Here is a 23542-nt window from a genome sequence, read left to right on the forward strand (position 1 = left end):
ATGACGGAGGACTGAATGCGTCAGGCATGGAGATGGTTTGGGCCAAAAGCCGGTGTCACGCTGGACAATGTGCGCCAGGCCGGGGCGACCGATATCGTATCGGCGCTGCACGAGGTACCGATCGGTCAGGCCTGGACCGAAAAACAGGTACATGAACGCAAGTCGCTCATCGAAACCACCCCCGCCGGGCGTATTCCCCTGACCTGGTCGGTGGTCGAGAGCATTCCGATTCCCGACGCGGTCAAACGCCTCGGTGGTGCGGCGAAGCACGAAATCGCCGCCTGGATTGCCAGCATGGAAGCGCTCGCAGCCAATGACATCCGTGTCATCTGCTACAATTTCATGCCCGTTGTCGACTGGTGCCGCACCGACCTCGATTATGTCACGCCGACCGGTTCGACCGCGATGCGCTTCGACCACAACACCTTTGCCGTGTTCGACCTGCACATCCTGCAGCGCACGAATGCGGAAGCGGCCTATTCGCCGGAGGACCGCGCTATCGCGGCGGCGCTCTACGCCGGGATGAGCGGACAGGAAATCGCCGACCTCACCCGCAATATCGCCAGCGCGCTGCCCGGCTCGACAACCGAGCCGCTGACCATCCCCGCCTTCCGCGACAAGCTCGAAGCCTATTCCGGCATCGACGCCGGCAGACTGCGCCAGCATTTGATCGAATTCCTCGAAGCCGTCACGCCCGTGGCTGACGATCTCGGCGTCAAGCTGACACTGCATCCGGATGATCCGCCCCGTCCGCTTTTCGGCCTGCCGCGCATTGCCTCGACGGAGGCCGATTATGCCGCCCTGTTCGACGCCGTTCCATCCCCAGCCAACGGCATGTGCTTCTGCACGGGAAGCCTTGGCGTTCGGGCCGACAATGATCTGCCTGCAATCGCCCGCCGCTTTGCCTCGCGCATCCACTTCTCCCACCTGCGCGCCACCACCCGGGAAGGCGACGGCCGCAGCTTCCATGAGGCAGCGCATCTGGAAGGCGATGTGGACATGGTCGCCGTGCTGAAGGAATTGCTGGCCGAAGACCGCAAACGCGACCGGTCCGGCAGCATCATCTTCCGCTCCGATCACGGTCACCGCATGCTGGACGACCTGACGAAAGAGGTCACGCCGGGTTATCCCGCCATCGGCCGCCTGCGCGGCCTGGCCGAACTGCGCGGTATCATCCACGCGCTGGATGCCGGGACCTTCGCCTGAATTCCGATCAGGCGCCGATATCGAGGCAAACCCCGGCACGCACGTGCCGGGGTTTTTCATTTTCAATCGTTAATTCCGCTTAACACATTTGGCCCGAAACCGGGGATTTCAGAGTCTTCGTTTAGGCTTTCGTTCAGTATTGATCACATTACCGCCATATTTCAAAGGGAACCGCGGCAATAGTTCCATGGATGCAAGCATCCTTGATCACGTTTTGAGTCATAATAAGACAAATTTTTTGAATGACTTGGCTGATATTGCGGGATTTGCTCACTGATATTTCCCTTTCGGGCCACCTCGAGGACACATTTACCCAAAATAGAATGGATCACTCACTCACGTGATGATCTACTTGCCCATGATCATTCTTATGCGTGCGTCTTCAGTCTGGCAGTACCTGCCGCGGGCCGTTTTAAAGTGCGAATTTCAATATGGTCTCCATTGCAAGTATCCGTAAGGTACTTACTGCAACCATGCTTCTTCTGATGTTTGGTATCGTTTCGGCGAACGCCGGTTCTGCCTGTGGCGGTGCCTCCTGGTACGCGCTTCATTCCAAGACGGCTTCCGGCGAGCGCATGAACCCCTCCGCTCTCACGGCCGCGCACCGCACCCTGCCTTTCGGTTCCAAGGTGAAGGTTACCAACCAGCGCAACGGCAAGTCGATCGTCGTGCGCATCAACGACCGCGGCCCGTTCATCAAGGGCCGTGTGCTCGATCTTTCCAAGGGCGCTGCGAACCGTCTGGGTTTCGTTGGCGCGGGCCATACCAATATCTGCATGGCCAAGCTCTGATAGACCTTCCCGCGCATCCCCGCCGGAAGGCAGGGATGCGGCCTCTTCGCGCTATTCTGCCCTCTACAATATCTTGATCGCGGTGCAGGATTGACCTTGACCATCGAACGTGACATCGCCATGTCAGCACTCCTAATCCTGTCGGGGGACGTTCCATGGCATTGAAAGTCGCGGTCCAGATGGACCATATCAATTCGATCCGCATCGCAGGCGATACGAGCTTTGCCCTGTGCCTCGAGGCGCAAGCCCGCGGCCACGCGCTCTATCACTACACGCCGGACCGGCTCAGCATGCGCGACGGCATCGTTCGCGCGCGGGTGGAAGAACTGCAGGTCCGCGATGTGGAAGGCGACCACTTCACCCTCGGTGAACCGGTTTCCCGCGACCTGTCCGAGATGGATGTGGTGCTGCTCCGGCAGGACCCGCCCTTTGACATGAACTATATCACGACGACGCATCTGCTCGAGCGCATCCATCCGAAAACGCTTGTCGTCAATGATCCGGCCTGGGTGCGCAACAGCCCGGAAAAAATCTTCGTCACCGAATTCCCCGACCTCATGCCCGATACGCTGATCACCAAGGATCCGCAGGAGATCGTGGCCTTCCGCAAGGAGTTCGGCGACATCATCCTCAAGCCGCTCTACGGCAATGGCGGCGCCGGCGTGTTCCATCTTGCCGATGGCGACCGCAACCTGACATCGCTGCTGGAAATGTTCGGCCAGATGTTCCGCGAGCCAATCATTGCGCAGCGCTATCTCAAGGATGTGCGGGCCGGTGACAAGCGCATCATCCTGATCGATGGCGAGCCGGTCGGTGCGATCAACCGTGTGCCGTCGGAAAGCGACGCGCGCTCCAACATGCATGTGGGCGGGCGGGCCGAGAAGACCGAACTGACGGAACGCGAGCGCGAGATCTGCGCGCACATCGGCCCTTCCCTGCGGGAGCGCGGCTTCATTCTCGTCGGCATCGATGTCATCGGCGACTACATGACCGAAATCAACGTGACCTCACCGACGGGCATACGCGAAGTCAAGCGCTTCGGCGGCGCCGATATCGCCGCGCTGTTCTGGGACGCTGTCGAGGCCAAGCGGCGCTAACTGCGCCGTTCCCGTTCCATCGCCTCAAGGATATCGACAAAGGCGCGCACGCGCGCCGGCCTGTATTTGGCCGGCGGATAGACCGCATGAATGCCACCCGCCGGCAATGACCAGCCGGGCAGCAGGCGCACGAGCCGGCCGGCCGCAATATCCTGCACCACCTGGTAGTCCGGCATGACGGCGAGCCCGATACCGGCGAGGACGCAGACATAGCTTGCCTCGGTGCCATTGGCGCTGACAACGGACTTGCCCGTCACAACCACCTTTTCATCGCCTTTTGCAAACAGCCAGCGCAACGGTTCCTTCAGCGCCCCGTTGGCGATCCATTTCGCCGCTTCGAGCGCGCCGGGATGCACAACGCGACCGATCTGCCCGGCATAGGCGGGCGAACAGACGAGATGCTGCTCGAACGTGCCGATCCGCCGGGCCTGCGCGCTGGAATCCTCCAACCAGCCGACACGGATGGAGAGATCAAGCTCATTGTCGACCAGATCGAATTTGACATCGGTGAAGGTGAGATCGGCCTGCATCTGCGGATGGCGCTGCAGATAAAGCGCCAGAGCCGGCGCCACAACCTTTGCGCCATAATCCAGCGGCGCAGTCAGCATCAGGGTCCCGACAGGTGTTCCGGTCTCGGACGACACCTCCTCGATCGCGTTTTCGGCCTCGCGCAGGACGACGATGCAACGTTCGTAGAAACGCCGCCCCGCCTCCGTCGTCCGCAGCCGCCGTGTCGTGCGGATCAAGAGCGCCGTGCCCAGCTCCTCCTCCAGTTTCGACACCTGATGGCTGACGACGGCCTTGGCGACACCCAGCCGGTCGGCGGCGGCGGTGAACGATCCCATATCCACCACGGTGACGAAATAGATGAACCTGTTGAAACTGACCGCGGCCATGACGCGCCTTATTATACGAAATAATCATACAGTCTGTCATTTTGATCGGGATTTTTCAAGAAACCCGTCCATGTCACTATACGCCCCACAGTGAGAAACCGAGCGAGGACCGAGACGTGCGAACCCTTCTGACACGACGCGATACGATGAAATCCCTTCTGGCAGCCGGTGCCGTGGCGGCTCTGCAGCCACTGAGCGCCATTGCGGCCAGGTCCGCTCCCACGCTGGCATGGACCTATTTCCAGGCGGATGAGAACGGTTTCCGCCGCACCCCCGTGCTGCTGACCGGCGCGAAGGAAGCGATCCTGCTCGATGGCGGGTTTACACTCTCCGATGGACGCGCGGTTGCCGGTGCGATCAAGGCGACCGGCAAGACCCTTACAACGATCTACATCAGCTGCAGCGACCCCGATTACTATTTTGGCCTGCGCCCCATCGTCGATGCCTTCCCCAAGGCAAAAGTCCTTGCGGCGCACGCCACCGTGGACGCCATCAAGGGCAACGTACAGGGCAAGCTCGACGTCTGGGGGCCGCAGCTCAAGGACAATGGACCGAAGGTGCTGGCGGATGTCGTCATTCCGGAAGCCTCAGACCTGTCTTCGCTCGACCTGGAAGGAAACAGGGTCGAGATTGTCACCATCAAGGATATGAAGGATCGCCGCTATCTCTGGGTGCCCGGGCTTGAAGCGGTTTTCGGCGGTGTGCTGGTTTCCTCCGGCGTCCATGTCTGGGTTGCAGACGAACCGACCGTGGAAGACCGGAACAAGTGGATTGCCGCGCTTGGCGAAATGGCGGCGCGCAATCCCCGGATCGTCGTGCCGTCGCATCAGGTTGCCGGCGCCCCGCAGGGACTCGCGGCGGTAAAATTCACCCGGAACTATCTCGAGACGTTCAACACGGAAGCCGGGAAAGCCAAGACCAGCGGCGAACTGATCTCCGCCATGAAGGCGCATTACCCCGACCTGCTCGATATCTCATCACTTGAACTGGGCGCCAAGGTCGCCAAGGGCGAGATGAAATGGGGCTGATGGCCTCCCGCTGAACCGCATCGCGCCGAATTCCGTCCCCGGCGCGATCCGGCCGTTCTCCTAACGTTCTTGTCATGCCGCACAAATTATGATGAGGTGCCGTTATTGGCACTGTTCATTTTTTTAGATGCGGTATTTTAGGGAACGATTGATGGTCACCCGCGCGCGCACCGTCGCATTTCAGGGCATTGAGGCCCAGCCTGTCGATGTGCAGGTGATGATCGCCCCCGGCAAAATGGGAATCCACATTCCGTGGTATATTAAATTCAAAGCGTGTAAGATAGGGGAATGCAAACAGAACGCCCCTATGCTTATTCCTATGTCCGCATGTCCACCAATATACAGCTTAAAGGCGACAGCCTTCGCCGCCAGAAAGACGCCTCGCAGAGGTACGCTGAACTCAATAATCTGAAATTGATTGATGACTTCAAGCTTGAGGATATCGGGGTTTCCGCATTCACTGGCGCGAATGTAGAAACTGGTTGCCTTGGCGTATTCCTTGAACATGTAAAAACGAACAAGATCCCAAAAGGCTCCTTTTTACTCGTAGAGTCTCTGGATCGATTGAGTCGTCAAGACCTCTTGGAATCGGTACCGCTCTTTCTCAGCATCATCAGGGCCGGAATCAATATTGTTACCCTAATCGACCAGCGTCTGTATCCAGCTGGGGAGGCAAAATTCGAAGAACTGTTATTCTCGATTATTACTCTGAGCAGAGCCCATGAAGAATCAAAAACAAAAAGCATGCGCGTTTCTGCTGCGTGGAATAACAAACGAGCGAACCTTGATACCCAAAAGCTTACAAAGATTTGTCCAGCATGGCTCGAACTCTCGGAGGACCGTAAGAGTTACAAGGTAGTCTTGAACCATGATCAAACCATAAAACGTATTTTTTCAGAAGCGGATGCCGGACACGGATCATTTTCGATTGCTAGCAAATTGAATAGAGAGGGTATTCCTACGCTCGGTAAATCAAACGGCTGGCACCAATCCTACGTAAGCAAAATACTAGCCAACAGGGCCGTCATTGGTGAGTTCCAGCCACATCGCTATGTCAACGGTGAACCGGTCGCCTCCGGAGAACCAATTTCTAATTATTTCCCAGTGCTTGTGTCTGAAGATCAGTTCTTGAGAGTGCAGGCCGGAAGGCGTTCTAGACAGGTGACGGGAGCCGGAAGAAAGGGTCCCGAAAATAGGAACCTCTTTACCCACATTGCAAAATGCGAATACTGCGGAAGCCCAATGCGGTTCGTCAACAAGGGATCTGGGCCTAAAGGTGGATACTATCTAAAGTGTACGAATGCCGTACGCAAATTCGGATGTGTTACCACCGGCTGGAAGTACGCAGATTTTGAGACATCCTTCTTGTACTTTGTGAAAGAGATCGATTTAGCCGCCACCCTCCGAAACGTTGAGCAAAAATCAGATCGGTCCATTCTTGAGGCCAAACTCGACGCTACGAACGAGAGAATTCGCGAATTGGAACAGAAACGCGAACAAACCTACGAACTGGTAGGCTCAATGACCAGCGACTTTCTTCGATCAAAGCTTGAAGAATGCGAATCTCAAATTCAGATTCAGATGAATACGAAATGGGAAATAGAAACCCAAATTGCCCAGTTCCGAGACATCAAAGAATTAGATGAAAATGAGGTAAAACAACAAATCCTTGAACTGCAATTATCTGGAACACATCAGATTGCTGAAAAGAGAATGGCTGTTGCTCAAAAACTCCGTTCGATGGTTACAGCACTAACTGTGGCACCCGAGGGGGATAAACCAAAACTGGCTAAGATTGACGAATTTCTACGGCAAGCTCAAACGGAAGAGACTGAACGAAAAAGAATACTGACCTATATCGATGAGGCTCAGCAGGAATTTGGGCGTACCAATCGTAGTTTTACCGTTACGCTGGCAGATGGGATTGCTAGAAAGGTTATTATTGAAAGTAATGATCCGACGAAATTCATTACTCAAGTTACCATGCAACCCGACGAATGGACCTCGGAAAAATTAGACTGGGCGCCTGAAACACCGTTTAGTTTGAATAAATAAGGCATAATCGATAGGCGGTTGTGCTGTGTAAATACCCTCATAATTTCTATCGATGTTTGTCATTCCGTCCGTCTGAAAATCAGATGGATTTATCATTCTATGGAATTTTCAAGAAACATTTAGAGGATAGAAATTGTCTTACAGGTTCAATAATGCATACGGTTTTTGGTTCGATGAAGTGCTAAAAAGCTACATTGAAAAACATAAAAACCCAGATCAATCGAATGAAGAATATGCCCTTCAAAATGGATTTTTCATCACATTAAATTTCGACCGCAACGCAGTTGCTTCGCGTCAGCGAACTCTGACGGAAAGCGATCAAAACGTCGGTTCGATTGAGTTCTGGAACACCAATCACCTTTATAATGTGATCTGCAATCGTCTGATTGGAAGAAGGTTTCTAGACGTTAAAAACCAAGACAGGCTTCCAAAGATGATAGCTTGTGCTGACGTCAATGGAACTCGTTACTGGCATTCAATGGGTGAGGTTGAAAACGTTCACCTTCATACGATTTGGATGGTGCCAAGTGATCTGACAGAGAAATTCAAAACAGCTATCAATGAGATCGAGCTTTCAAAATTCGATTTCAGAGAGATCAATATCCAGCCTCTATGGGGGTTTGATAGCAATAAACAGAGACCATCAAAGCTGGCTACTTACACGTCAAAGTTTCTGGATTTCAACAATGACAAACTTCAGGTGGAAGAGGACATAATGATCTTTCCACGGGAGAAAGCCTATCAATTTAGTCGGCATTAAAATGGCGTTTTAAATGGGATGGGCCTTAGCTCCTCTTCTTGTGACCTCTGTCACCCGACAATGTCATGGCCGTAAGAACCGCTTCATTATTCCAATACAGAATGTGCTCATTTTACCCCCCTGTTGGAGAAAGTGATGAACAAGCAGTTTGATACCTATGTATCCCGAATCTCATACCTAGGGACTTTGATTTACAGTGGATGGTTTATCGTGCTCGCAAATAATGCCGTCTCTTATATGGAAAAATCCACCCGGAAAGACGACTATATTTACGCCTTAATCCTTGCCCTTGCATGCATCCCGTTATCTTGCCTGGCTCATCTAACGGCATTGGAAAGACCTAAGGTTCGGGGACGATTTTATGCAGCGATTATCGGAATCGGAATTGCAATGCCGATTTTCTTCTCAATACTCTCTGGAGCGTCATTTGTATCCGCGATGATGCACGTGAGTGGACCAACAGTGCGATAAAATCTCCCTCCTTTAAAACATCCGTGACAGAACGAACAACAGCCGCGTGAGAGGACATTTGTTGTCTCCGTTCTCAAAGCTGCACTGCGAAGTGCTGTGCACAACGCGAATTCTGAATGTTTTTGCTTTGTTCATGCTTTGCTCACGCTATAATCGAATTAGTGATGGTGATTCAAGGACTTTGCTCCCATGAAGAAACGGCATGAAGAATGGTTAAAACTGACTACCGGAAATAAGCCCGTACAAGTTAAAATTGGGCAGCCGCTCATTCGTATGATTGACCTTCCTGACTTTCAACGGATGGAGGATAAGCTTCGGATAAACCCGCCAGTGCGCGGCCTGCTAGATGCTGGGGCAGAGGCCTTTATCAATCAACTTTCTGAGAAGACTTTTGGTACCACTCAAGACGATACGTTGTTTAAAAACCTTCCGGGATACGATGATTTACCCGGCTGGTCTGAGGAGCGTGAAGCGATTGATGAGCTTTATAATACGCATGAAGATCGCTTTGAGACGTCCGAGGTAACCGACGACGAGGCTGTCGCAATACTAATGAAATTGGGTTTTGATTTTAATGACCACAGGGGACAGCCGCTTAACTGTACTAAGCTCTTCTGTCGTCAAGCGGAAGCCGCAGCCAAGGGCATTATGGGGATGGTGCCGGATCGCGAAGCTGCAAACCTTGAATCTTGGGCTAAAGCTATGGAGCGTGAGGTTGAGTTGCGGATGAAAAAGAAGCGATCAGCCTAACATCGAGCTTTTGGAGATTATGTTTTCAAACATCGCAATTGGTATAATAATCAACGCTCGTTGACCCATTTCAGTTTCAGCCGGATGCCGTTCGCACTCAACAAGGAGAAAGCTAATGGCATTAGAAGGATTGAAACTGACCGTATCGAAACAAAAGCCGAAACTCGATGCTTCGGCTCAGCGTCGCAAGCGCCTGATCACTCAGGTCGAAAAGCAGATCAAGTTTGTCGATCAGACGTCACAGGGAAAGTCACCTCGTGGCCGCTGGTGGTTTGAAGACGAAGATGGGAAACTGATCCTGTCGATCAAATACGGTCGCACTGCTCTGGAACTTGCCAAGGGCAAAAATGCAATTATCTGCGAAGCGCTGACAGATGTGATTGTTGCATTGGAAAAGGCAAAAGCCGCCGCAGTTTCTGGATCGTTTGACGATCAACTGGCGACCATTTCGGAGCAGATCAAGAGACGGTTTGGAAAGAGGTAGATCGGCATCTCGATCTCTGGAAACTTTCTTGCCACCGAATGTAACGGATGAGCAGTAAATGCCAATCTACCATATTGCATTTTAGCGGTGCACATTGCGATATTGCGTCACTATAATGACACGCAAGCACATTTGATCGAATGTTTATCTTTTCGAACACTGATGTAAATCATCTGATATTTATCAAAAGTTTAGAGCTTTCAGTCACTTATTGGTTAAGTGACAACTGACACGATGGATTTACGCTGGCACAATGGAAATTCCAAAAATTAAGCAAGTAACGACTTTCATAGATTGGAATTCTCAGATTCATGCAACTGGCATTAGAGGCCGTGGGGAAGAATTTCTCGCGGAAAAAACGTTAGACTTGGTCGGCAGGCGAATCGGCAGAGCTTTATCTAAAATTGCCCCTTCATATCGCTTTAATGTTGCCTTACGGGTTTATCATGGATGGCATAAGGGCTTTGAGAAAACGGTCCGTCGAAAAGCGTTAATTACCGCAGCTGCTAGGGCGGATTTTGCAGCATTGTCGTGCAAAGCTTCCGTATCCATTAGGCGTGACATTGAATACGGAGACCGATTATTTTCTGCGCTTCAGTGTAGATTACACGATAGAATTGGCAGCCATCTGCCCAATACTCTACGTGATAGGGGCGGTATGCCCGAAGAAAAGATGGTAGACACAGCAATCGCCAGTGACATTGTAGATCATGCTCATCGCGAGCCAGATCGATGGCTGTTGGCTATGGGTGAAGACGATGATTTGATACCTCCATTGTTTGTCGCCGAATCTGCTGTTTCAGCGGCGGGAGGCAAAGTCATACTCGTCCGTGGTAGAAGTGGTGAACCCTTCTTTAAACTCGAAAATATTTGGTGTGAGGCATGACACAAGATAACTCATGGGTTGACGACCTCGTACTATTTTCTGACTTGGGTACAGAGATACCAAAGTCCGTAAAACACAACGAAGACGTCATCGTTAGACTGTATCGTGAAGGTGAGTTAATGCAACTCACTATCCATCAAAGCGGTCAAATTCGAGAACTGTATAAAGACGAGAATAAGACTCACGCAAACTTTCGTGCTCTTTTGGCGTCCCCCTCCTTTGCCGACTTAGCAAAGTGGGCTGACAGTCAAGCGCTCCTATTAAAAGATCGGGTAATAGAAGAGAGTATCCCTGTTCGGGCATTATCTTCATCTCGCGGAATGGTGGACAGCGCCTTAGAATTATTCGGCAACACTTTGCCTTCAAATGGGCCCAAGCCAAGGGTCTCCGTCACACTAGTAGATGGCCCGGCTGGCATAGGAAAGACCAGTTTTCTACGTCATTTAGCCTATCAACACGCCTCAACCTTCAAAGTGAAACGACACCCCCTCTTTTTGCACGTCGAAAGCCGAGGGCGCATGCTGCAAAACCTAACTGACCTGATGGCATTTAGTCTCCAAACACTACGGCTGCGCGTGACGTACGATCAGATACCTGTCCTTGTACGTCATGGATTAGTAACACTAGCGATCGATGGTTTCGATGAGCTTGGTGATCCGAGTGGGTACGACCTAGCTTGGGCTCAAATAAATGAATTGATCAATTCTGTAAGAGGTGAAGGGCAAATTATTTTAGCCGGACGCGAAACTTTTGTGGGAGAGGGACGAATGCGATCGGCCCTTAAGTCAATCGACACAGTGGTTGACCATTTGGAAACCGTCACGTTGCAACCTTTGAAGCGTAAGGAGGGTATTGACTGGCTTATCGAAAATGGTTGGGCGAGAGCTGACATTGAAGAAGAAGAGGTAGCCGCTCTTTTTGACGAGGGCTCTTATGCTTTGCGCCCCTTCTTTTTGAAAGAACTATCTCGGCCAGAGATTGCTGAAAAAGTTAAGAACAAGAACATTGATGATCTCCTTAGCTTCTTAGTTAGTTCGATGATCGAACGAGAGGTCAGCAAGTTTGGCCCTGACATTGAAGCTGCGGTAAGTGATCAAGCTGTATCAAATTTTTTGCAGCGATTTTTGGAAGAAGTTGCTCGTGATCTTGCAGAAAATCAAACTGATGCAGTTCCGACGGACACCCTTTCATGGATAGCAGAAGTTGTTGCTTCTGAATTCATTCCATCCAATATAGCTGGCATATTCAAGCATCGTGCTAACGTCGTTGCATTCCTGACGAACGACGACAGGCGAGGATATCGTCGATTTGTGCACGATCAAATCTCTAACTACTTTCTTGCAAAATCTACGATTCGTTCGATTTTAAACAACGAGCTTCCAAAGCATGTGCGACGGAATATCTTCGGTATTGAGTTTCTAGAGAACTTCTGTTCCGTTATGCGAACGGTTTCGCAAAGCGATGTAGACAATTTTATAAGCATCTCTCTCAAGCAAATTCGCGAAAATGGGGATTCGGATAGGTCTCGGAGAAACCTTGCCGCATTGGTCATTGCTACCGGATGTGTGCAAAAAGTGGATGACAATTTACTGATTTCAGATATCAGTCTAGACGAAGTGTTTTTGACAGAAACCTGCTCACCCATTCGTATGAAAAATGTTACAATTGCCCAATTGTATGCAAAAGGTGCGGATTTCAGGAATATTAAGTTTGAAGGAAATTGCGCTGTAATATCCCTCATTGCTGATGAGATAACAATACCGCCAGAATTAGATTTTACACCGTATTATATTACTCTTCCTGGCAGAACACTCACCGATTTGGAAGAAAAGCAAGATTGGATTCTTAGTAGATTTTATGCTAATTTTGAAATTGAAGAAGAGATTATAGTTGAAAATATACTTAAAAAGTTTCCATTGTTCGATCTGCTTGGAAGACTAGGAAGAAATCGGTCTTACTGGCTTAAGGATGATGAGGAAAAACAAACTCGCCGCATTCTGGATGATGACCATTGGCCTCTCCTAAGGGAGCTACTTTTAAAACACGACTTACTGCTTGAAAGGGATAATGTTGGTGGAAAAGGAAGGCCGGGGACTTTCTATCACCTAAAGAACAAACAATCAGTAATTGATTTCAATAATCCATCAAAAGCGGTTGCGCCCTTGCTAAGAGAGATGCTGACTGAAAGTTGGAAAATAGAGCACCAAAAGAAACCGCGTCGAACCGAACATTAATCTCTACGATGGTCGGCAAGATCTGTTCCCATATTCAAGAAACTACGTGACCCTTCAAGCATAAACGAGCGTTTATGTTTGACGAGGATCGATGAAATACGTTGGCTATTACCGGGTTTCGACCAAAAAGCAGGGCAAATCCGGCTTGGGTCTGGAAGCCCAAAAACAGATGGTGGAAATGTTCGCTGAAGCGAATGGCGACCTTGTCGCCGAGTTTGTTGAAGTTGAATCCGGGAAGAATGATCAAAGGTCAGAACTGTCGAAGGCGATGGCTTTGGCAAAGAAGTCTGGAGCTTCGCTTCTGATTGCCAAACTGGATCGATTTTCGAGACGCGTCAGTTTCATCGCAACAATGATGGAAAAGGGGGTTCCTCTGGTGATTGCCGAAATGCCGAATGCGACGGATTTCCAGCTTCATATTTTTGCAGCTCTCGCACAGGAAGAACGAAGACTGATTTCCGAGAGAACCAAGGCGGCGCTTGCACAAGCCAAGAAGCAGGGAAAGAAGCTTGGGTTGAATGGATTGATCCTTGCCGAGAAGAACCGGATCGAAGCGAAGGCATTTGCCTCGTCACTTTTGGATCATCTCGATGAAGGGTGGGAAAGCCACTCATTCAGTGAGATTGCCAGACGGTTGAATGACAAGGGTATCAAGACGAGAACCGGCGGAAGATTTTATCCTCAGACGGTCAAAAACTATCTGCCATTCTTGAAAACTGTCTCCTGAATGCTGGACAGGAAACTCGAAGCATTCAATGTTCGGGGAAAACAGGTTGATGGGAGTGTTTTATGACAACCGTCTATTTTGTCACTCATCCTGAAGTGAACATCGATGCGAATGTACCGGTTCCACACTGGAGCCTATCAGACAAAGGCAAGGAGCGAATTGAGGCTTTCTGCACTCGTCCCGAACTTGCCGCTGTCACCGATGTGTTTGTCAGCGACGAACGTAAAGCATTGGATTGCGCCGAGGCATTCAAAGACAGACACAACCTCCGTTTTACCATTGATCCTCGCTTGGGAGAGAATGACCGGTCATCAACTGGCTTTGTCCCTCCACCTCGCTTCTGGGAAATCGTTGACGAGTTTTTTGCCAAACCACATGCAAGCATTCTTGGATGGGAGCGGGCAATCGATGCACAAAACCGGATAAAGTCGGCGGTCAAAGATAGTCTGGCTTCCCGTACCGGCAACGGTGACGTGGTCATCTTTTCTCATGGTGGTGTGGGAACGTTGTTGTTATGCGATTTGATGGACCAGCCGATATCCCGTGAATACGGACAACCAATCAGTGGCGGCGGATGCTTCTTTGCCTTTGAGGGTAGTAGTAATCGATTGATTGACGGTTGGACGGATATCGTTCCCTGAATACCTTGCCTGCGGCAAGCGGTGGAACCGCCTCTTTGTGAACGAGGTTTTTGGGTGTATCCCGAATTCAGGTGATACAGTATAAATATGGCTTACCTTCGATAATTTAAATTAAATCAAAATCCGTAAAAGTTGTATATGGGTGTGAGGAGAATAACATTTACGGATTTTACTTGTCTACGCAGTAGACGCGTCTTTATTATTAAACAATTACTGTGTCATGTAAACGATAAACTGGATACCGTGACGATCCATCGACAGGTGGGATAAATATTGAAATCGATGATGAGAACGAGTGTGAGTTGTCGATGAGGGTGAGATTTCAATATTTATGTCGGTTGTCGATGGTGAGGGGTGGATCGTTGTTAATTCCAACCCTCTTGAATCAAAAAAGAAAAAAGACCGGCGAAGCCGAAATCCGGAACGGATTTCTCTTGGTTCAGATTTGAAAACTGCTTCCCTCTTGAACGGAGCCGTGTCCTCAGTTTGATCTGGGTGGCTCCATCACCATGTCGATATCCAATTCTGGATAGTGGTTTTGTTTCAGCAATTGGATGGCTTGCATCGCCCCGTCTGTCCGGAAGGATTGATGCGGTTTGAAACCTGCCCTCTTGCCGTTATCGATATCGGAAATTTTGCATGGTATTCCACAGTCGATCAGTGCCGCCTGAAAACGGACGTGGGAGATCTTGCCCTGGCGCTTGATCACCAGATCAAATCCTGCCTGCCCCTGTTTGAATGCCCGGCACAAATCCTGTCTTAACCTCTCTATGTCCCCACCTTGTTTACGTAGATATTTTGCCCTGTCGCGATCAGGCGTGGAGTTCGTTTGAAGGTAGACCATGAAGCTATCAAAATCGGCTTTTGTCTTGAGGCACTGGAACGGTTTGTTGTTGTATTTTTCCCATGCCTTCCGGACCTTATTGAATTCCTCTTCATCCTCGAGTGGCGCAGTCTCAAACGACAGATGCGTGTAAGTTTTACCATTGAAGCTCACCGATTGATCTGTGGCCTCCAAAGGCCTGCGTTTCCAATCGAACTCCATTGATACGCGTTTTGAAACGTCCCTGAAAACGAAATCAGTTTCATTTCTGACCATATCCTTGATGCCGATCCCGGTCGTGTATTCCAGTTTCTGATCGGGAAAGCGGTTGAAGAACAGTTCAACGATGTGAGAGTTTTGCTGCTCATCATCGTAAAGGCTGTTGGTTTTGATCCCACCTTTTTGCAGGACAAGATTGTTCTTGCCGCTGCCTTTTTTTAGCGTTGCCGACCCTCGTGTCCGCCACCCCAAAGGTTGCCTGATCTGATGTTTGGTTTCCAATGAGGTTTGATCGCCTATCAGCACCTGTCGAGCCTGACGGAATGATTGGAACAACGGTCCAGCAGTTGATTTCTTTATCTCATCATCGGTCGCGTTGGTCAGCAATCCGTCCGTTGTGGCACTGAATATTTTGGTGTTCGATGGAAAACCGTTGAGTATTTCACCAAGGACACCACGAGTGTAGGAAGTGATGAATGCGGCGAAGAATGGTTGTGTTAGGTCGCTTGGTGGAAGGTTAAGCATATCGTCGTCATGGAGATCGTAGACGCGCCTTTCACGCAAACCCTGCGCTGTCTTGCCGTAGGTACTATTACCTACTTCTTTCCAGAACAGATTATCGAGCGTTCCCTTGGCGTGCTCATTCCGCTTTTCAATGCAGCTTCGAATGAAATCAACAAATATCGGCTTCGTTTTGTCCGTATCAACAAGGACGGCTGTTTTGATTGCTAGTTTGGCTCCAAGCCTCAACGCCAGAGAAAGCTCTGGAGCCGCACAGTAAGTTTCTCCCTTTCGAGGAAAAATAATCCCATGCGCTGTCCTGACTGGCAGTGTTGGAAAGCGGACGGTTTTCGGAAACTCAAATTCCACCCAAGCAAAGCCCAGATCGTCAATCTTGAAATCATCAACCCGATTGACCTCGCGAACACTATCCCAATCGGGCATGCCAATGAGAGACATCGCTGTCGGGTAGGCCGAGCTTAGGTCGATGTCCTTCCAATCATCCTCGTCAGCGATGCCAAAATGGTACTGCTCGTTGCGCCCACCGTGAAAGCATTCCGTTATGAAATCCTGCTCAAAATGCACTTTTGGCACGTAAGGTGTTTCTATCTTTTTGGTGAAATAGCCCAGTTTTTTGTTGAACTTTCTGCTTTCAATCTGCTGTCTGCCGACTATTTCGTAAGGATCGAGATCACTATCTTTCCAGCCCTCCCAAACCAGCTTGCGACCAAAGCTTGTCAGCGTAACTGGCATTTTAAATTCGCTGAACAATTTTTGACTTTGCCTGATGATCCGTTCGCCATATTCGACGCAGATTTCAGCATCTCGGATGGCGTAATCACGAAACTTTGCCCAATTCGTCCTTCGAAACTCCTTCATGTTTTCCTTGATACGAAGTTCCGCTTCTGCACTTTCTGCTAGGGCCATCTTCTCATAGCCCAGAATATCACCAATTGCGGCGAGTGATTTGGCATTGGCCGGAGCGAGCAATATCGTGTCACGCATGCGAATATTAAACGTTCCAAGCTCGTAGCCATGTTCATCGAACACGGGCAGTTTTTGCGAGGCATCAATCGAAACAAACGTGCTGCGGACGTTGGAAAGCAGTTTCTTTGCGTGATCAGCAAAGCCTTCGAATGCCGGCAGATCTGCTCGGGTGAAATGTCCGATCAGATAGATATCACTGGGAAGAGCAATGTTTGGATATCTCTGAACAAGAGCGCCGACGCTGGCCACGATGAAATCGTTGAGCAACAATCTTTGGTTTTCCTCTGGGATAATGATCCCTGACACCGAAACTGCTTCGACGTTCTCATTGGGGTCGTCCTTAATAAGCTTGACGCAGTACTGATAGGAGAGAACTTCGTTTCGTCCCCGTCCGCTCTTGATCTCGTCGGTAGTCACCGGCTTGATGGACTGATACTCCGTATCAAAGCCCAACAGCAGAAGCCCCCTTGTCGATTGGCCCTTCTTTTTGGCCTTTGGTGAAAAGTTATGCGGCTCAATTTTGACGGTGATGGGCATTTTGCCCTGTTCGTCAGTCGCGGTATTGAATGTTTGAATATTGGATGTAGCCAAGATTTAGCCTGCGTGATCGAGTTTAAATGTCTTACCCAGTGTTGTAGACATGCTGTATATGCGTTCGGATCAAATTACTTCGGGTTGAAGCCCAATAAACTTAACGACAACTCGGTAATCCATTGCGGTCAAATTAATGACCTCGTCTCGCAATGAAATTTTACTGAAAAAAGGGATATTAAATTCGCCATTCTGCCGAGGTGCGTCGGCGATTCTAAATTCGATGGTCCAAGGTCTAGCAATATCGTCTATAGCTAGCTGTAAGGCTCCCGCTATTTCGTTTCCGCTTATTTGGGTTACTAGTTGCTGCAGCTGAGGCCAAGCCGCCGGAAATCGTTTGAATTGTTGGGCTGAATTGGCACCTTGTTTAAAAAAGTGACTCAGAACATTCGATCGGCGTGAACTTTTCTTCACGTGGATAAACCGTTTCCCGGGTATATCAAGCAAATCACAAGGCTCAAATCCCGACCTTGGTACATCGGGAATTTGGATGGAAGTTTGATCTAACAGCACGTAGCCGTTAGCCAACGCAGTCTCCTCATTGAAGCTTTCCTCCGTTTGATATCGCCCGTTGTTGTTGTCATCATATACTTTCCGAAGCGGTATCGGTGCTATCTCCCAGTTTTCGAGAAGATTCTGGAATGATGTCTCTATCGAATCTCTAAAGATTTGGTCGATTCGATACCATTGCCCTTCATTTATAGCGTACCGCGCTTCTTCGTGGACAATAGAACCAACCAAACCCTGTCGGATTGACCATCTGCGATTTGGAAGATTGCCATCCTCATAAAGCGCTTCGATTTTATGCTCTTTGATTGTTTCAAGCTGAAGCATGCCTAAGTCGTCCGCCAGTGCTTCAATATAGTTTCGTAACAATACATCTGGATATCGCCTTCGCATCCCGGGTCCAATGAACCTGTAAGCGACACCCTCATCGCCATAATTGACTGGCAATCCTAATTCAAACTCGTCTTGTCGGTTTCTGATACTTCCGACCGCAATGTTATCAAGTACAGAAACTAGCCGCGGATCTGAAATCGGTGTAACCGAATCTAGAATTCTAAAACTAGTTTGCTGATAGGCATCGGAACCAAAGAAATCCAAGGCCTCCGTAGCAATCTCGGGTAGATCCTCTAGCGAAAAATCCCCGGAGACTTTCAATGATTGAGAGCCCGTTATGTTGTCGGCCGTAGCGTCTAGCCTTGTACCCCCTCCAATTTTACGGACAAGGTCGAGAGCATCGTCGAGGCCAAACGAATTGAAATCTCGTTGAAAGGGTGAAACCGCCGCTCCTCGAAGGGCGTCACCTAAATTTGCTCTATCGAGCCGTTTCAGTTTTCCTTCGTCGACCGCATTGATAGCGACTCTAAGGCCAAAATCTCCCTCAAAGTTTTCTTCATTGAGATACATCCATCCGTGAGCAAATGTGGCGGCGAACATTCTCTCTGCTGTCCGAAAGACAAGTAGGCCACATGTCGATTTTGTTTCTATGCGCCCCGCAATGTCAAAAGTTCTGCGCAATTCGAGCAGCCATTTGGGTGGGGTGTCTTGTCCAACAAATACATAGAGGCGTGCACCGTCGCCAAACCCAGCCGCCTCGACTACACGTGTTGATTGATTGCTTAGTTTTTCTTGGCCACTTTCCGATAAAACGTCTTCAAAATTCTCAACATCCGCTTTCGCCAAGTGGAGTGTAAACGTCCTCTTTGCCACGCTGTTCCCCTTCCCCCAATATTAGTCCCATTCGGCGTTAGTTAGGTACACCTCTCAGATAGAGCACCGATTGTTGAATGCCTCCCGTTTCTCGGGTGGAATGAATTGAACGCGCCATCAACGCCACTTTGGTCTCGGCATTGTCGCCATCAGCACTGTTCCACGTCCCATCAAAACAAATGACCAGTCGCTTCATTTTGCCCCGTCGCTTTTCTCAATCTGCGTCAATAACCCCCTCCGACACTCGAAATATGCCTTACCGGCGACAGAAAAGCTAATATTACGGAAGCTGCCTAAACTTACTCATTTCCGTGATGCTCGACAGAAAAATACTGACATGCAATTCTTAGTCATGGATGGAGGAGTTTCCAATGGCAATAAAATTCCAAGACTTAACAAAAATACTTCGTTTCTTTCCAATTGACGTAGTAGGAATTGCTTCTTTCTTCATTGTTGTTGGTGTTTCTCTACATATTGCGTTCTGGATGGGATATATAGATACATCCGTGTTTTCGGGACACCTTCGCAAAGACACGCCAATAATTGTTACTCTGGGTTTTTCACTGTTAGTAATCGGATTTTTAATTGCCATCGCAAGAGCAATCTCTCCAGACAAGAAGCCATTTATTTTTGAAGGAAGCTCGGAGGAGATAAAGAGAGGGGCGATTGCCTATTTGCAGACACACCGACGATGGTACGCTCACTGGGCGACCTTTTACGGCAAGCTTTGGAATGTTCTCACGTGTTCGGTGATAGCACTGAGTGCGCTCGCTTCAATTCTATCTGCCTATGGTAGTGGGGTTGATAAAATCTATCCAACCGTCACGGCTGCATTGTCAGCACTTTTCGGGACTATCCTTGTACAGTACCGTGTTAGAGACATGTGGCAGCTCCGTGAGCAAGGCCGCATTGACGCGGAAAAGTTAGTTGCCAACGCTCTCCTCATTCCAACTAGTGACGAAGATGCAACGTTGCGCGCAGCCGTATCACTTCGACTTGATGCCCATACGCTGGAAAGTGAACAAAACAAACGATATTTTGGTGAGCCTTCATCCAAGCAAAAGGCTGATGAGGGATCGAACGGCAAGCCCAATGATAATGGCGACGACGGTGACAGAGCTTAAACCGCTTGGCTTCCGGTGTGTTGGGGTAGGGTCAAATGCACTTAAAACGTTAAAATAATGAAGGTTTCGGGTGTCAGTGGTGTCGATAGCTGTGCCGACATTGGCGCGAATATTCTCACTCGCGTTGCATCGCTCGTGCGTCTGTCCCGACTGCGTCCATGACGTTTCTGATTTCGTTGGTCAAATCCGGATAGTGGCTGACGAGATACGATGAGATCGCCTCGTTCCGCATCAGTCTGGAAAGATACCCCTTTGCCACCACCAGAACGAGTGTCGTTTCACCGAGTGTATCCTGAACCATCCGGTAGTCCTGATAAAGTTTCTCCATCTCCCGTTCCATACGGGCGATGTCTTCAGGCGAGGCCATGACCTGTTTCGGCTTTTTGGGGTCCAGCAACATTTCCTGACGGGTCGCGGAGAGGATCATTGTTGCATAGGTCACGGTGAAGCGGTTGGCCGAAATCATCATTTCAGCAGCCTCGATCTGGCGCATCGATTTCATCTTGCGGAGCACTGGAAAGACGCCTCTTGCGACCATTCGGTCTTTCAACAAGTCGATGACTTCAGGTGCGATCCCATCCAGCAGATGCTGTCTTAGGCGGATTCGTTCCACATTGACGCTGAGAGCCTTGGCTATTCGCTCCATCGGAACTTTCTTCTCCAAGGCCTTAAGGATCATCTGGTGTTCTTGAATAGAACTGATCCGGTTAATCTGCCTGTTGTATGTGAATCCCTCATCATCAGTGGAAACCAGACATACGGTTTCAGTCGCCCCCAAAGCCTTGAGCGCTTCTAACCTCAAATGACCATCCAAAAGGATGTAAGACGGATCGTCTTCCGGCTCCCTCTTATCGCGGAATACGGCAAGAGGCTCTATGATTCCAACATCCTCAATCGACGCCAGAATTGTTTTGAACTTCGTTGTGTCCCGAATATTGCGCGACACGGTGCGGGTCGGAAATATCCTTGCCAAAGGAACCACTAGGGTTTGTTCTTCGAAGCCACTCGTCGTCACAATCGCCTCTCGCCATAAACACGTTCTGCCAGCGGCTTCGGAAGATCAACAATTCCTTCGGCTCTCAGAAGGGTTCTGAAATGGTCGTCCGCCAGGATTTGTTTCATTGCAGTTGCGAGAATCAGCAGCCTCTGTTCCGCAAGCTCCGACTTCTGGATTGCCAGTTTCTGTCGTCGAGCCTCTTCTTGAAACGTCTGTGCAAGTTTGGCGGCAGTCATGGTTTTTCCCGATTTTTGCCCTCCCGAGCCATAACCCTGTCCAAATGATTTGCGGCGCACGATCAAGCGCCGGACCCTAAGCAACTGCTCGCCCTTTAAAGCACCGGTCTCATAGGCTTCCATCATTGCAAGCTGAACGTCAGCCTCACTCGATCTGGCAATCTCTTTTGCAAGGGAAAGAGGAAGCCAGCCCTTTTCAACCGCTCCAATCAACCGGTCTTCCCCGCCGCGAAGCAAGACCAAAATGCCAGCTATATAGGTTGGTTCAAGGCCAGTCTTGCGCCCTATTTGGGCATTGGAATAGCCCCGGTCAGACAACACCTGTACGGCGCTGAGCAAATCCCGGTTTGAGTGTTTTCTTCGAGCCAGATTTTCAATCAGGCTCATCAGATAGCGATCCACTTCTGATGCCTTGACCACTATCGCTGGTATGTGGGTCTCACCCAATGCTTGGAATGCCTCGATACGCCCCTGACCACAGATCAAGTCATATCTGCTTTTCGATTGATCTTGCCCTTGTTCCGCTACCGTAATGGGACGTTTCAGGCCAATGGTCGCGATACTCTCGACAATGCCTGCAAAAGCCTTTTTGCTTCGCACGCGCGGATTACCGATCCGGATATCGACTATCGGTATTTTTCGGATCGTCTGTGCTGAGCTCACTTGATATGCCGATTTAGTGCTGCTCATCGGATTAACTCCCTGATGAAAGTTCGTTTTGCCAAGTCAAACAGCGCACCAAGTGAATCGAACCGGTAGATATCCAGCTCGCTGCCGTTATTCTCCGCAAGACGAAGCCTTTCACTGGTGACGTCTAGGGATGGAAGTAGGTAATAGTCCTTTGCGGATTGCTCTCCAGTCTCCATCCGCACTGCAATCGTAATGTCAGCGCCCAGACTTGCATCAAGCCGGATAAGCCACCTGTGGGAACCGGCCGCCGTCGCGTGGCATCTGCTCAGCGCCAATACAGCCGTGATCTCATCATTCAAGGTCAACACATCTGTGCGGTGATCAATTCTAACCGCTGCTCCTATACGTTGAAGTTCCGCGGTGATCATTGCTACGATCTGCGGATACTTCTGGCGGAGGCGTCGGTTGATCTCGATGTAACGATAGTCTCGGTCTGGCTGATATCCAATAAGTTGATAGGTTCTCAGTAGGCTGCCAAATCTGTTTTGATAGGAACTGCTCGACGGACATTTTTCTGTCTCGTCGATAATCAGACCTGAAAGATATCCATGCCGTTGAAGTAGCGTTCGAAGCAGGGTGAGCATTTCCTCGTCCGATAAACGGTACGATCTGCTCGCAATTATTGTTTGGGCTGAATCAAATAATTCTTTGCTGATAATGGCTTCAAAAGCGTTGTCGGCTCTTACCCATTGAGAGGGCGTATTGCGCACACGCGACGTTTTCAGCTTATTAGACGTGCGGTTCCACACATTGTTTCCGATGTATTTCTCGTTGATCAAAACCTGATGCACGGTTCCTCGTGTCCACAAGCGGTCAAGATCGGTATGAATTCCACGGGCATTGAGTTTTGCGGCAATCTGACTTTCTGTTAGCCCCCTTTCTACAAAATCAGCATAGATTTCCCGCACCGTTGCCACTTCCTCACCGGGTCCAGGTATCAGGATAACGCGATCAGTTTGAATGCTTTTGTGTTCCAGTCGTTTTAGTGCAAATTTTCGATTGCCTTTGTCATCTACGAGTTGGCGACGTAGTCCAAAACCAGCGGGACCGCCTTGCCGAAAACCCTTTTCAATCAAATTGGTCTGTCCAAGATGGACTTTGACTGAAAGAACACGGCTGTGATCGCTTGCCATTTTCTTGGAAACAAGACGATGGATGTCCGATCCAATGCTTCCATCATTTTGAAACTGCTCTGCGCAGAATACGATTTTTACACCTGCTTGTTTGAAGCGGTACTCGTAAAAGGTACTTTCATCGGAATCCTGATAGCGTCCCCATCTCGTCACGTCATAAATCAGGATAGCTGCAAAGTCCGCTGTACCGTTTTCAACGTCAGCCAGCATTCTTTGCATTTCGGGGCGGCCCTTGAACGTCAGACCGCTTTTGCCCTCATCAGCGTAGGAGCGAACTATCTCAAAGCAATGCTTCTCGGCATACTGGTGAATGATCTTGGCTTGGTTTTCCGTCGAGTATCGTTGGTGTTCCGTGGACATACGCAGGTATTCAGCCGCCCTAACAGGCGTCGCTTCCGCCTTGTCTGTGTCTTGACCAACTGTTCCCATTTTGGAGCCATTTTGGGTAGGGAGCTTAAATGCTTGTAACAAACGCTGTGTAGTCTTGCGATCCTTCGCAGTG

At 49.8% G+C, this 23542-nt stretch carries 21 protein-coding genes and 1 pseudogene; 15 read left to right on the forward strand and 7 right to left on the reverse strand.

Annotated features, from left to right (window positions below):
• Positions 1-15: 15 nt before the first annotated feature.
• The 3 genes from uxuA (at position 16) to gshB (ending at position 3094) form a co-directional block, all read left to right on the forward strand.
• The gene (uxuA, locus tag ACZ25R_RS21040) at positions 16-1206 is read left to right on the forward strand and encodes a mannonate dehydratase (RefSeq protein WP_472462098.1); all 1191 of its coding nucleotides are present in this window, start codon (positions 16-18) and stop codon (positions 1204-1206) included.
• Between the two features lie 473 nt (positions 1207-1679).
• Positions 1680-1997, forward strand: a complete 318-nt coding sequence (locus ACZ25R_RS21045) for a septal ring lytic transglycosylase RlpA family protein (RefSeq protein ID WP_199537995.1) — start codon at positions 1680-1682, stop codon at positions 1995-1997.
• Positions 1998-2152: 155 nt separating this feature from the next.
• A complete protein-coding gene (gshB, locus tag ACZ25R_RS21050; RefSeq protein WP_223614006.1) occupies positions 2153-3094 on the forward strand; it encodes a glutathione synthase in 942 nt (313 codons plus the stop codon).
• On the opposite strand, the gene ACZ25R_RS21055 is transcribed toward gshB, so the two are convergent.
• Positions 3091-3990: a LysR family transcriptional regulator gene (locus tag ACZ25R_RS21055; protein ID WP_472462099.1), complete on the reverse strand. Its 900-nt coding sequence runs from the start codon at positions 3988-3990 to the stop codon at positions 3091-3093. The genes gshB and ACZ25R_RS21055 overlap by 4 nt on opposite strands.
• A gap of 146 nt (positions 3991-4136) precedes the next feature.
• Here ACZ25R_RS21055 and ACZ25R_RS21060 point away from each other — a divergent pair, with 146 nt between their 5' ends.
• The 11 genes and pseudogenes from ACZ25R_RS21060 (at position 4137) to ACZ25R_RS21110 (ending at position 14026) form a co-directional block, all read left to right on the forward strand.
• Positions 4137-5018, forward strand: a complete 882-nt coding sequence (locus ACZ25R_RS21060) for an MBL fold metallo-hydrolase (protein WP_472462534.1) — start codon at positions 4137-4139, stop codon at positions 5016-5018.
• A gap of 151 nt (positions 5019-5169) precedes the next feature.
• A pseudogene (locus ACZ25R_RS21065) lies at positions 5170-5268 on the forward strand (ATP-binding protein); the annotation flags it as partial.
• 38 nt (positions 5269-5306) lie between these two features.
• Entirely contained in the window at positions 5307-7073 is a 1767-nt protein-coding gene (locus tag ACZ25R_RS21070) for a recombinase family protein (RefSeq protein WP_472462100.1), read from the forward strand.
• 133 nt (positions 7074-7206) lie between these two features.
• A complete protein-coding gene (locus tag ACZ25R_RS21075; RefSeq protein WP_472462101.1) occupies positions 7207-7833 on the forward strand; it encodes a hypothetical protein in 627 nt (208 codons plus the stop codon).
• Positions 7834-7968: 135 nt separating this feature from the next.
• Positions 7969-8304 (forward strand): hypothetical protein, encoded by a 336-nt coding sequence (locus ACZ25R_RS21080; RefSeq protein WP_472462102.1) that lies wholly within the window; start codon positions 7969-7971, stop codon positions 8302-8304.
• Positions 8305-8493: 189 nt separating this feature from the next.
• Positions 8494-9054: a hypothetical protein gene (locus tag ACZ25R_RS21085; RefSeq protein WP_472462103.1), complete on the forward strand. Its 561-nt coding sequence runs from the start codon at positions 8494-8496 to the stop codon at positions 9052-9054.
• 115 nt (positions 9055-9169) lie between these two features.
• On the forward strand, positions 9170-9538 hold the full coding sequence (locus tag ACZ25R_RS21090; protein ID WP_472462104.1) for a hypothetical protein: 369 nt from the start codon (positions 9170-9172) through the stop codon (positions 9536-9538).
• Between the two features lie 253 nt (positions 9539-9791).
• Positions 9792-10424: a hypothetical protein gene (locus ACZ25R_RS21095; protein WP_472462105.1), complete on the forward strand. Its 633-nt coding sequence runs from the start codon at positions 9792-9794 to the stop codon at positions 10422-10424.
• On the forward strand, positions 10421-12658 hold the full coding sequence (locus ACZ25R_RS21100) for an NACHT domain-containing protein (protein WP_472462106.1): 2238 nt from the start codon (positions 10421-10423) through the stop codon (positions 12656-12658). Before ACZ25R_RS21095 ends, ACZ25R_RS21100 begins: the two co-directional genes overlap by 4 nt.
• Positions 12659-12749: 91 nt before the next feature.
• Positions 12750-13385, forward strand: a complete 636-nt coding sequence (locus tag ACZ25R_RS21105; RefSeq protein ID WP_472462107.1) for a recombinase family protein — start codon at positions 12750-12752, stop codon at positions 13383-13385.
• A gap of 62 nt (positions 13386-13447) precedes the next feature.
• Positions 13448-14026 (forward strand): histidine phosphatase family protein, encoded by a 579-nt coding sequence (locus tag ACZ25R_RS21110; RefSeq protein WP_472462108.1) that lies wholly within the window; start codon positions 13448-13450, stop codon positions 14024-14026.
• Positions 14027-14507: 481 nt separating this feature from the next.
• On the opposite strand, the gene ACZ25R_RS21115 is transcribed toward ACZ25R_RS21110, so the two are convergent.
• From ACZ25R_RS21115 to ACZ25R_RS21125, 3 genes are all read right to left on the reverse strand, one after another.
• Positions 14508-17147 (reverse strand): DNA polymerase, encoded by a 2640-nt coding sequence (locus tag ACZ25R_RS21115; RefSeq protein ID WP_472462109.1) that lies wholly within the window; start codon positions 17145-17147, stop codon positions 14508-14510.
• Between the two features lie 69 nt (positions 17148-17216).
• Entirely contained in the window at positions 17217-18860 is a 1644-nt protein-coding gene (locus ACZ25R_RS21120; protein ID WP_472462110.1) for a DUF6119 family protein, read from the reverse strand.
• Between the two features lie 37 nt (positions 18861-18897).
• Complete coding sequence (locus ACZ25R_RS21125) at positions 18898-19056, reverse strand: phospholipase effector Tle1 domain-containing protein (protein ID WP_472462111.1); 159 nt, start codon at positions 19054-19056, stop codon at positions 18898-18900.
• A gap of 175 nt (positions 19057-19231) precedes the next feature.
• Here ACZ25R_RS21125 and ACZ25R_RS21130 point away from each other — a divergent pair, with 175 nt between their 5' ends.
• Complete coding sequence (locus tag ACZ25R_RS21130; protein ID WP_472462112.1) at positions 19232-19984, forward strand: hypothetical protein; 753 nt, start codon at positions 19232-19234, stop codon at positions 19982-19984.
• Between the two features lie 115 nt (positions 19985-20099).
• Here the strand turns inward: ACZ25R_RS21130 and ACZ25R_RS21135 are convergent, their stop codons facing one another.
• The 3 genes from ACZ25R_RS21135 to ACZ25R_RS21145 are packed head-to-tail and all read right to left on the reverse strand — an operon-like array spanning position 20100 to position 23469.
• Entirely contained in the window at positions 20100-20999 is a 900-nt protein-coding gene (locus tag ACZ25R_RS21135) for a plasmid partitioning protein RepB C-terminal domain-containing protein (protein WP_472462113.1), read from the reverse strand.
• On the reverse strand, positions 20996-21907 hold the full coding sequence (locus tag ACZ25R_RS21140) for a plasmid partitioning protein RepB C-terminal domain-containing protein (protein ID WP_472462114.1): 912 nt from the start codon (positions 21905-21907) through the stop codon (positions 20996-20998). Before ACZ25R_RS21140 ends, ACZ25R_RS21135 begins: the two co-directional genes overlap by 4 nt.
• A complete protein-coding gene (locus ACZ25R_RS21145; RefSeq protein ID WP_472462115.1) occupies positions 21904-23469 on the reverse strand; it encodes a recombinase family protein in 1566 nt (521 codons plus the stop codon). Before ACZ25R_RS21145 ends, ACZ25R_RS21140 begins: the two co-directional genes overlap by 4 nt.
• Positions 23470-23542: the final 73 nt, after the last annotated feature.

Source organism: Phyllobacterium sp. RCAM01083, from assembly GCF_055685835.1.

Bases quoted from the DNA above. Each gene is read 5' to 3' on its own strand.
- uxuA (WP_472462098.1), top strand. From the start codon at position 16: ATGCGTCAGGCATGGAGATGGTTTGGGCCAAAAGCCGGTGTCACGCTG.
- ACZ25R_RS21045 (WP_199537995.1), top strand. From the start codon at position 1,680: ATGCTTCTTCTGATGTTTGGTATCGTTTCGGCGAACGCCGGTTCTGCC.
- gshB (WP_223614006.1), top strand. From the start codon at position 2,153: ATGGCATTGAAAGTCGCGGTCCAGATGGACCATATCAATTCGATCCGC.
- ACZ25R_RS21055 (WP_472462099.1), bottom strand. From the start codon at position 3,990: ATGGCCGCGGTCAGTTTCAACAGGTTCATCTATTTCGTCACCGTGGTG.
- ACZ25R_RS21060 (WP_472462534.1), top strand. From the start codon at position 4,137: ATGAAATCCCTTCTGGCAGCCGGTGCCGTGGCGGCTCTGCAGCCACTG.
- ACZ25R_RS21070 (WP_472462100.1), top strand. From the start codon at position 5,307: ATGCAAACAGAACGCCCCTATGCTTATTCCTATGTCCGCATGTCCACC.
- ACZ25R_RS21080 (WP_472462102.1), top strand. From the start codon at position 7,969: ATGAACAAGCAGTTTGATACCTATGTATCCCGAATCTCATACCTAGGG.
- ACZ25R_RS21085 (WP_472462103.1), top strand. From the start codon at position 8,494: ATGAAGAAACGGCATGAAGAATGGTTAAAACTGACTACCGGAAATAAG.
- ACZ25R_RS21090 (WP_472462104.1), top strand. From the start codon at position 9,170: ATGGCATTAGAAGGATTGAAACTGACCGTATCGAAACAAAAGCCGAAA.
- ACZ25R_RS21095 (WP_472462105.1), top strand. From the start codon at position 9,792: ATGGAAATTCCAAAAATTAAGCAAGTAACGACTTTCATAGATTGGAAT.
- ACZ25R_RS21100 (WP_472462106.1), top strand. From the start codon at position 10,421: ATGACACAAGATAACTCATGGGTTGACGACCTCGTACTATTTTCTGAC.
- ACZ25R_RS21105 (WP_472462107.1), top strand. From the start codon at position 12,750: ATGAAATACGTTGGCTATTACCGGGTTTCGACCAAAAAGCAGGGCAAA.
- ACZ25R_RS21110 (WP_472462108.1), top strand. From the start codon at position 13,448: ATGACAACCGTCTATTTTGTCACTCATCCTGAAGTGAACATCGATGCG.
- ACZ25R_RS21125 (WP_472462111.1), bottom strand. From the start codon at position 19,056: ATGAAGCGACTGGTCATTTGTTTTGATGGGACGTGGAACAGTGCTGAT.
- ACZ25R_RS21130 (WP_472462112.1), top strand. From the start codon at position 19,232: ATGGCAATAAAATTCCAAGACTTAACAAAAATACTTCGTTTCTTTCCA.
- ACZ25R_RS21140 (WP_472462114.1), bottom strand. From the start codon at position 21,907: ATGAGCAGCACTAAATCGGCATATCAAGTGAGCTCAGCACAGACGATC.
- ACZ25R_RS21145 (WP_472462115.1), bottom strand. From the start codon at position 23,469: ATGGGAACAGTTGGTCAAGACACAGACAAGGCGGAAGCGACGCCTGTT.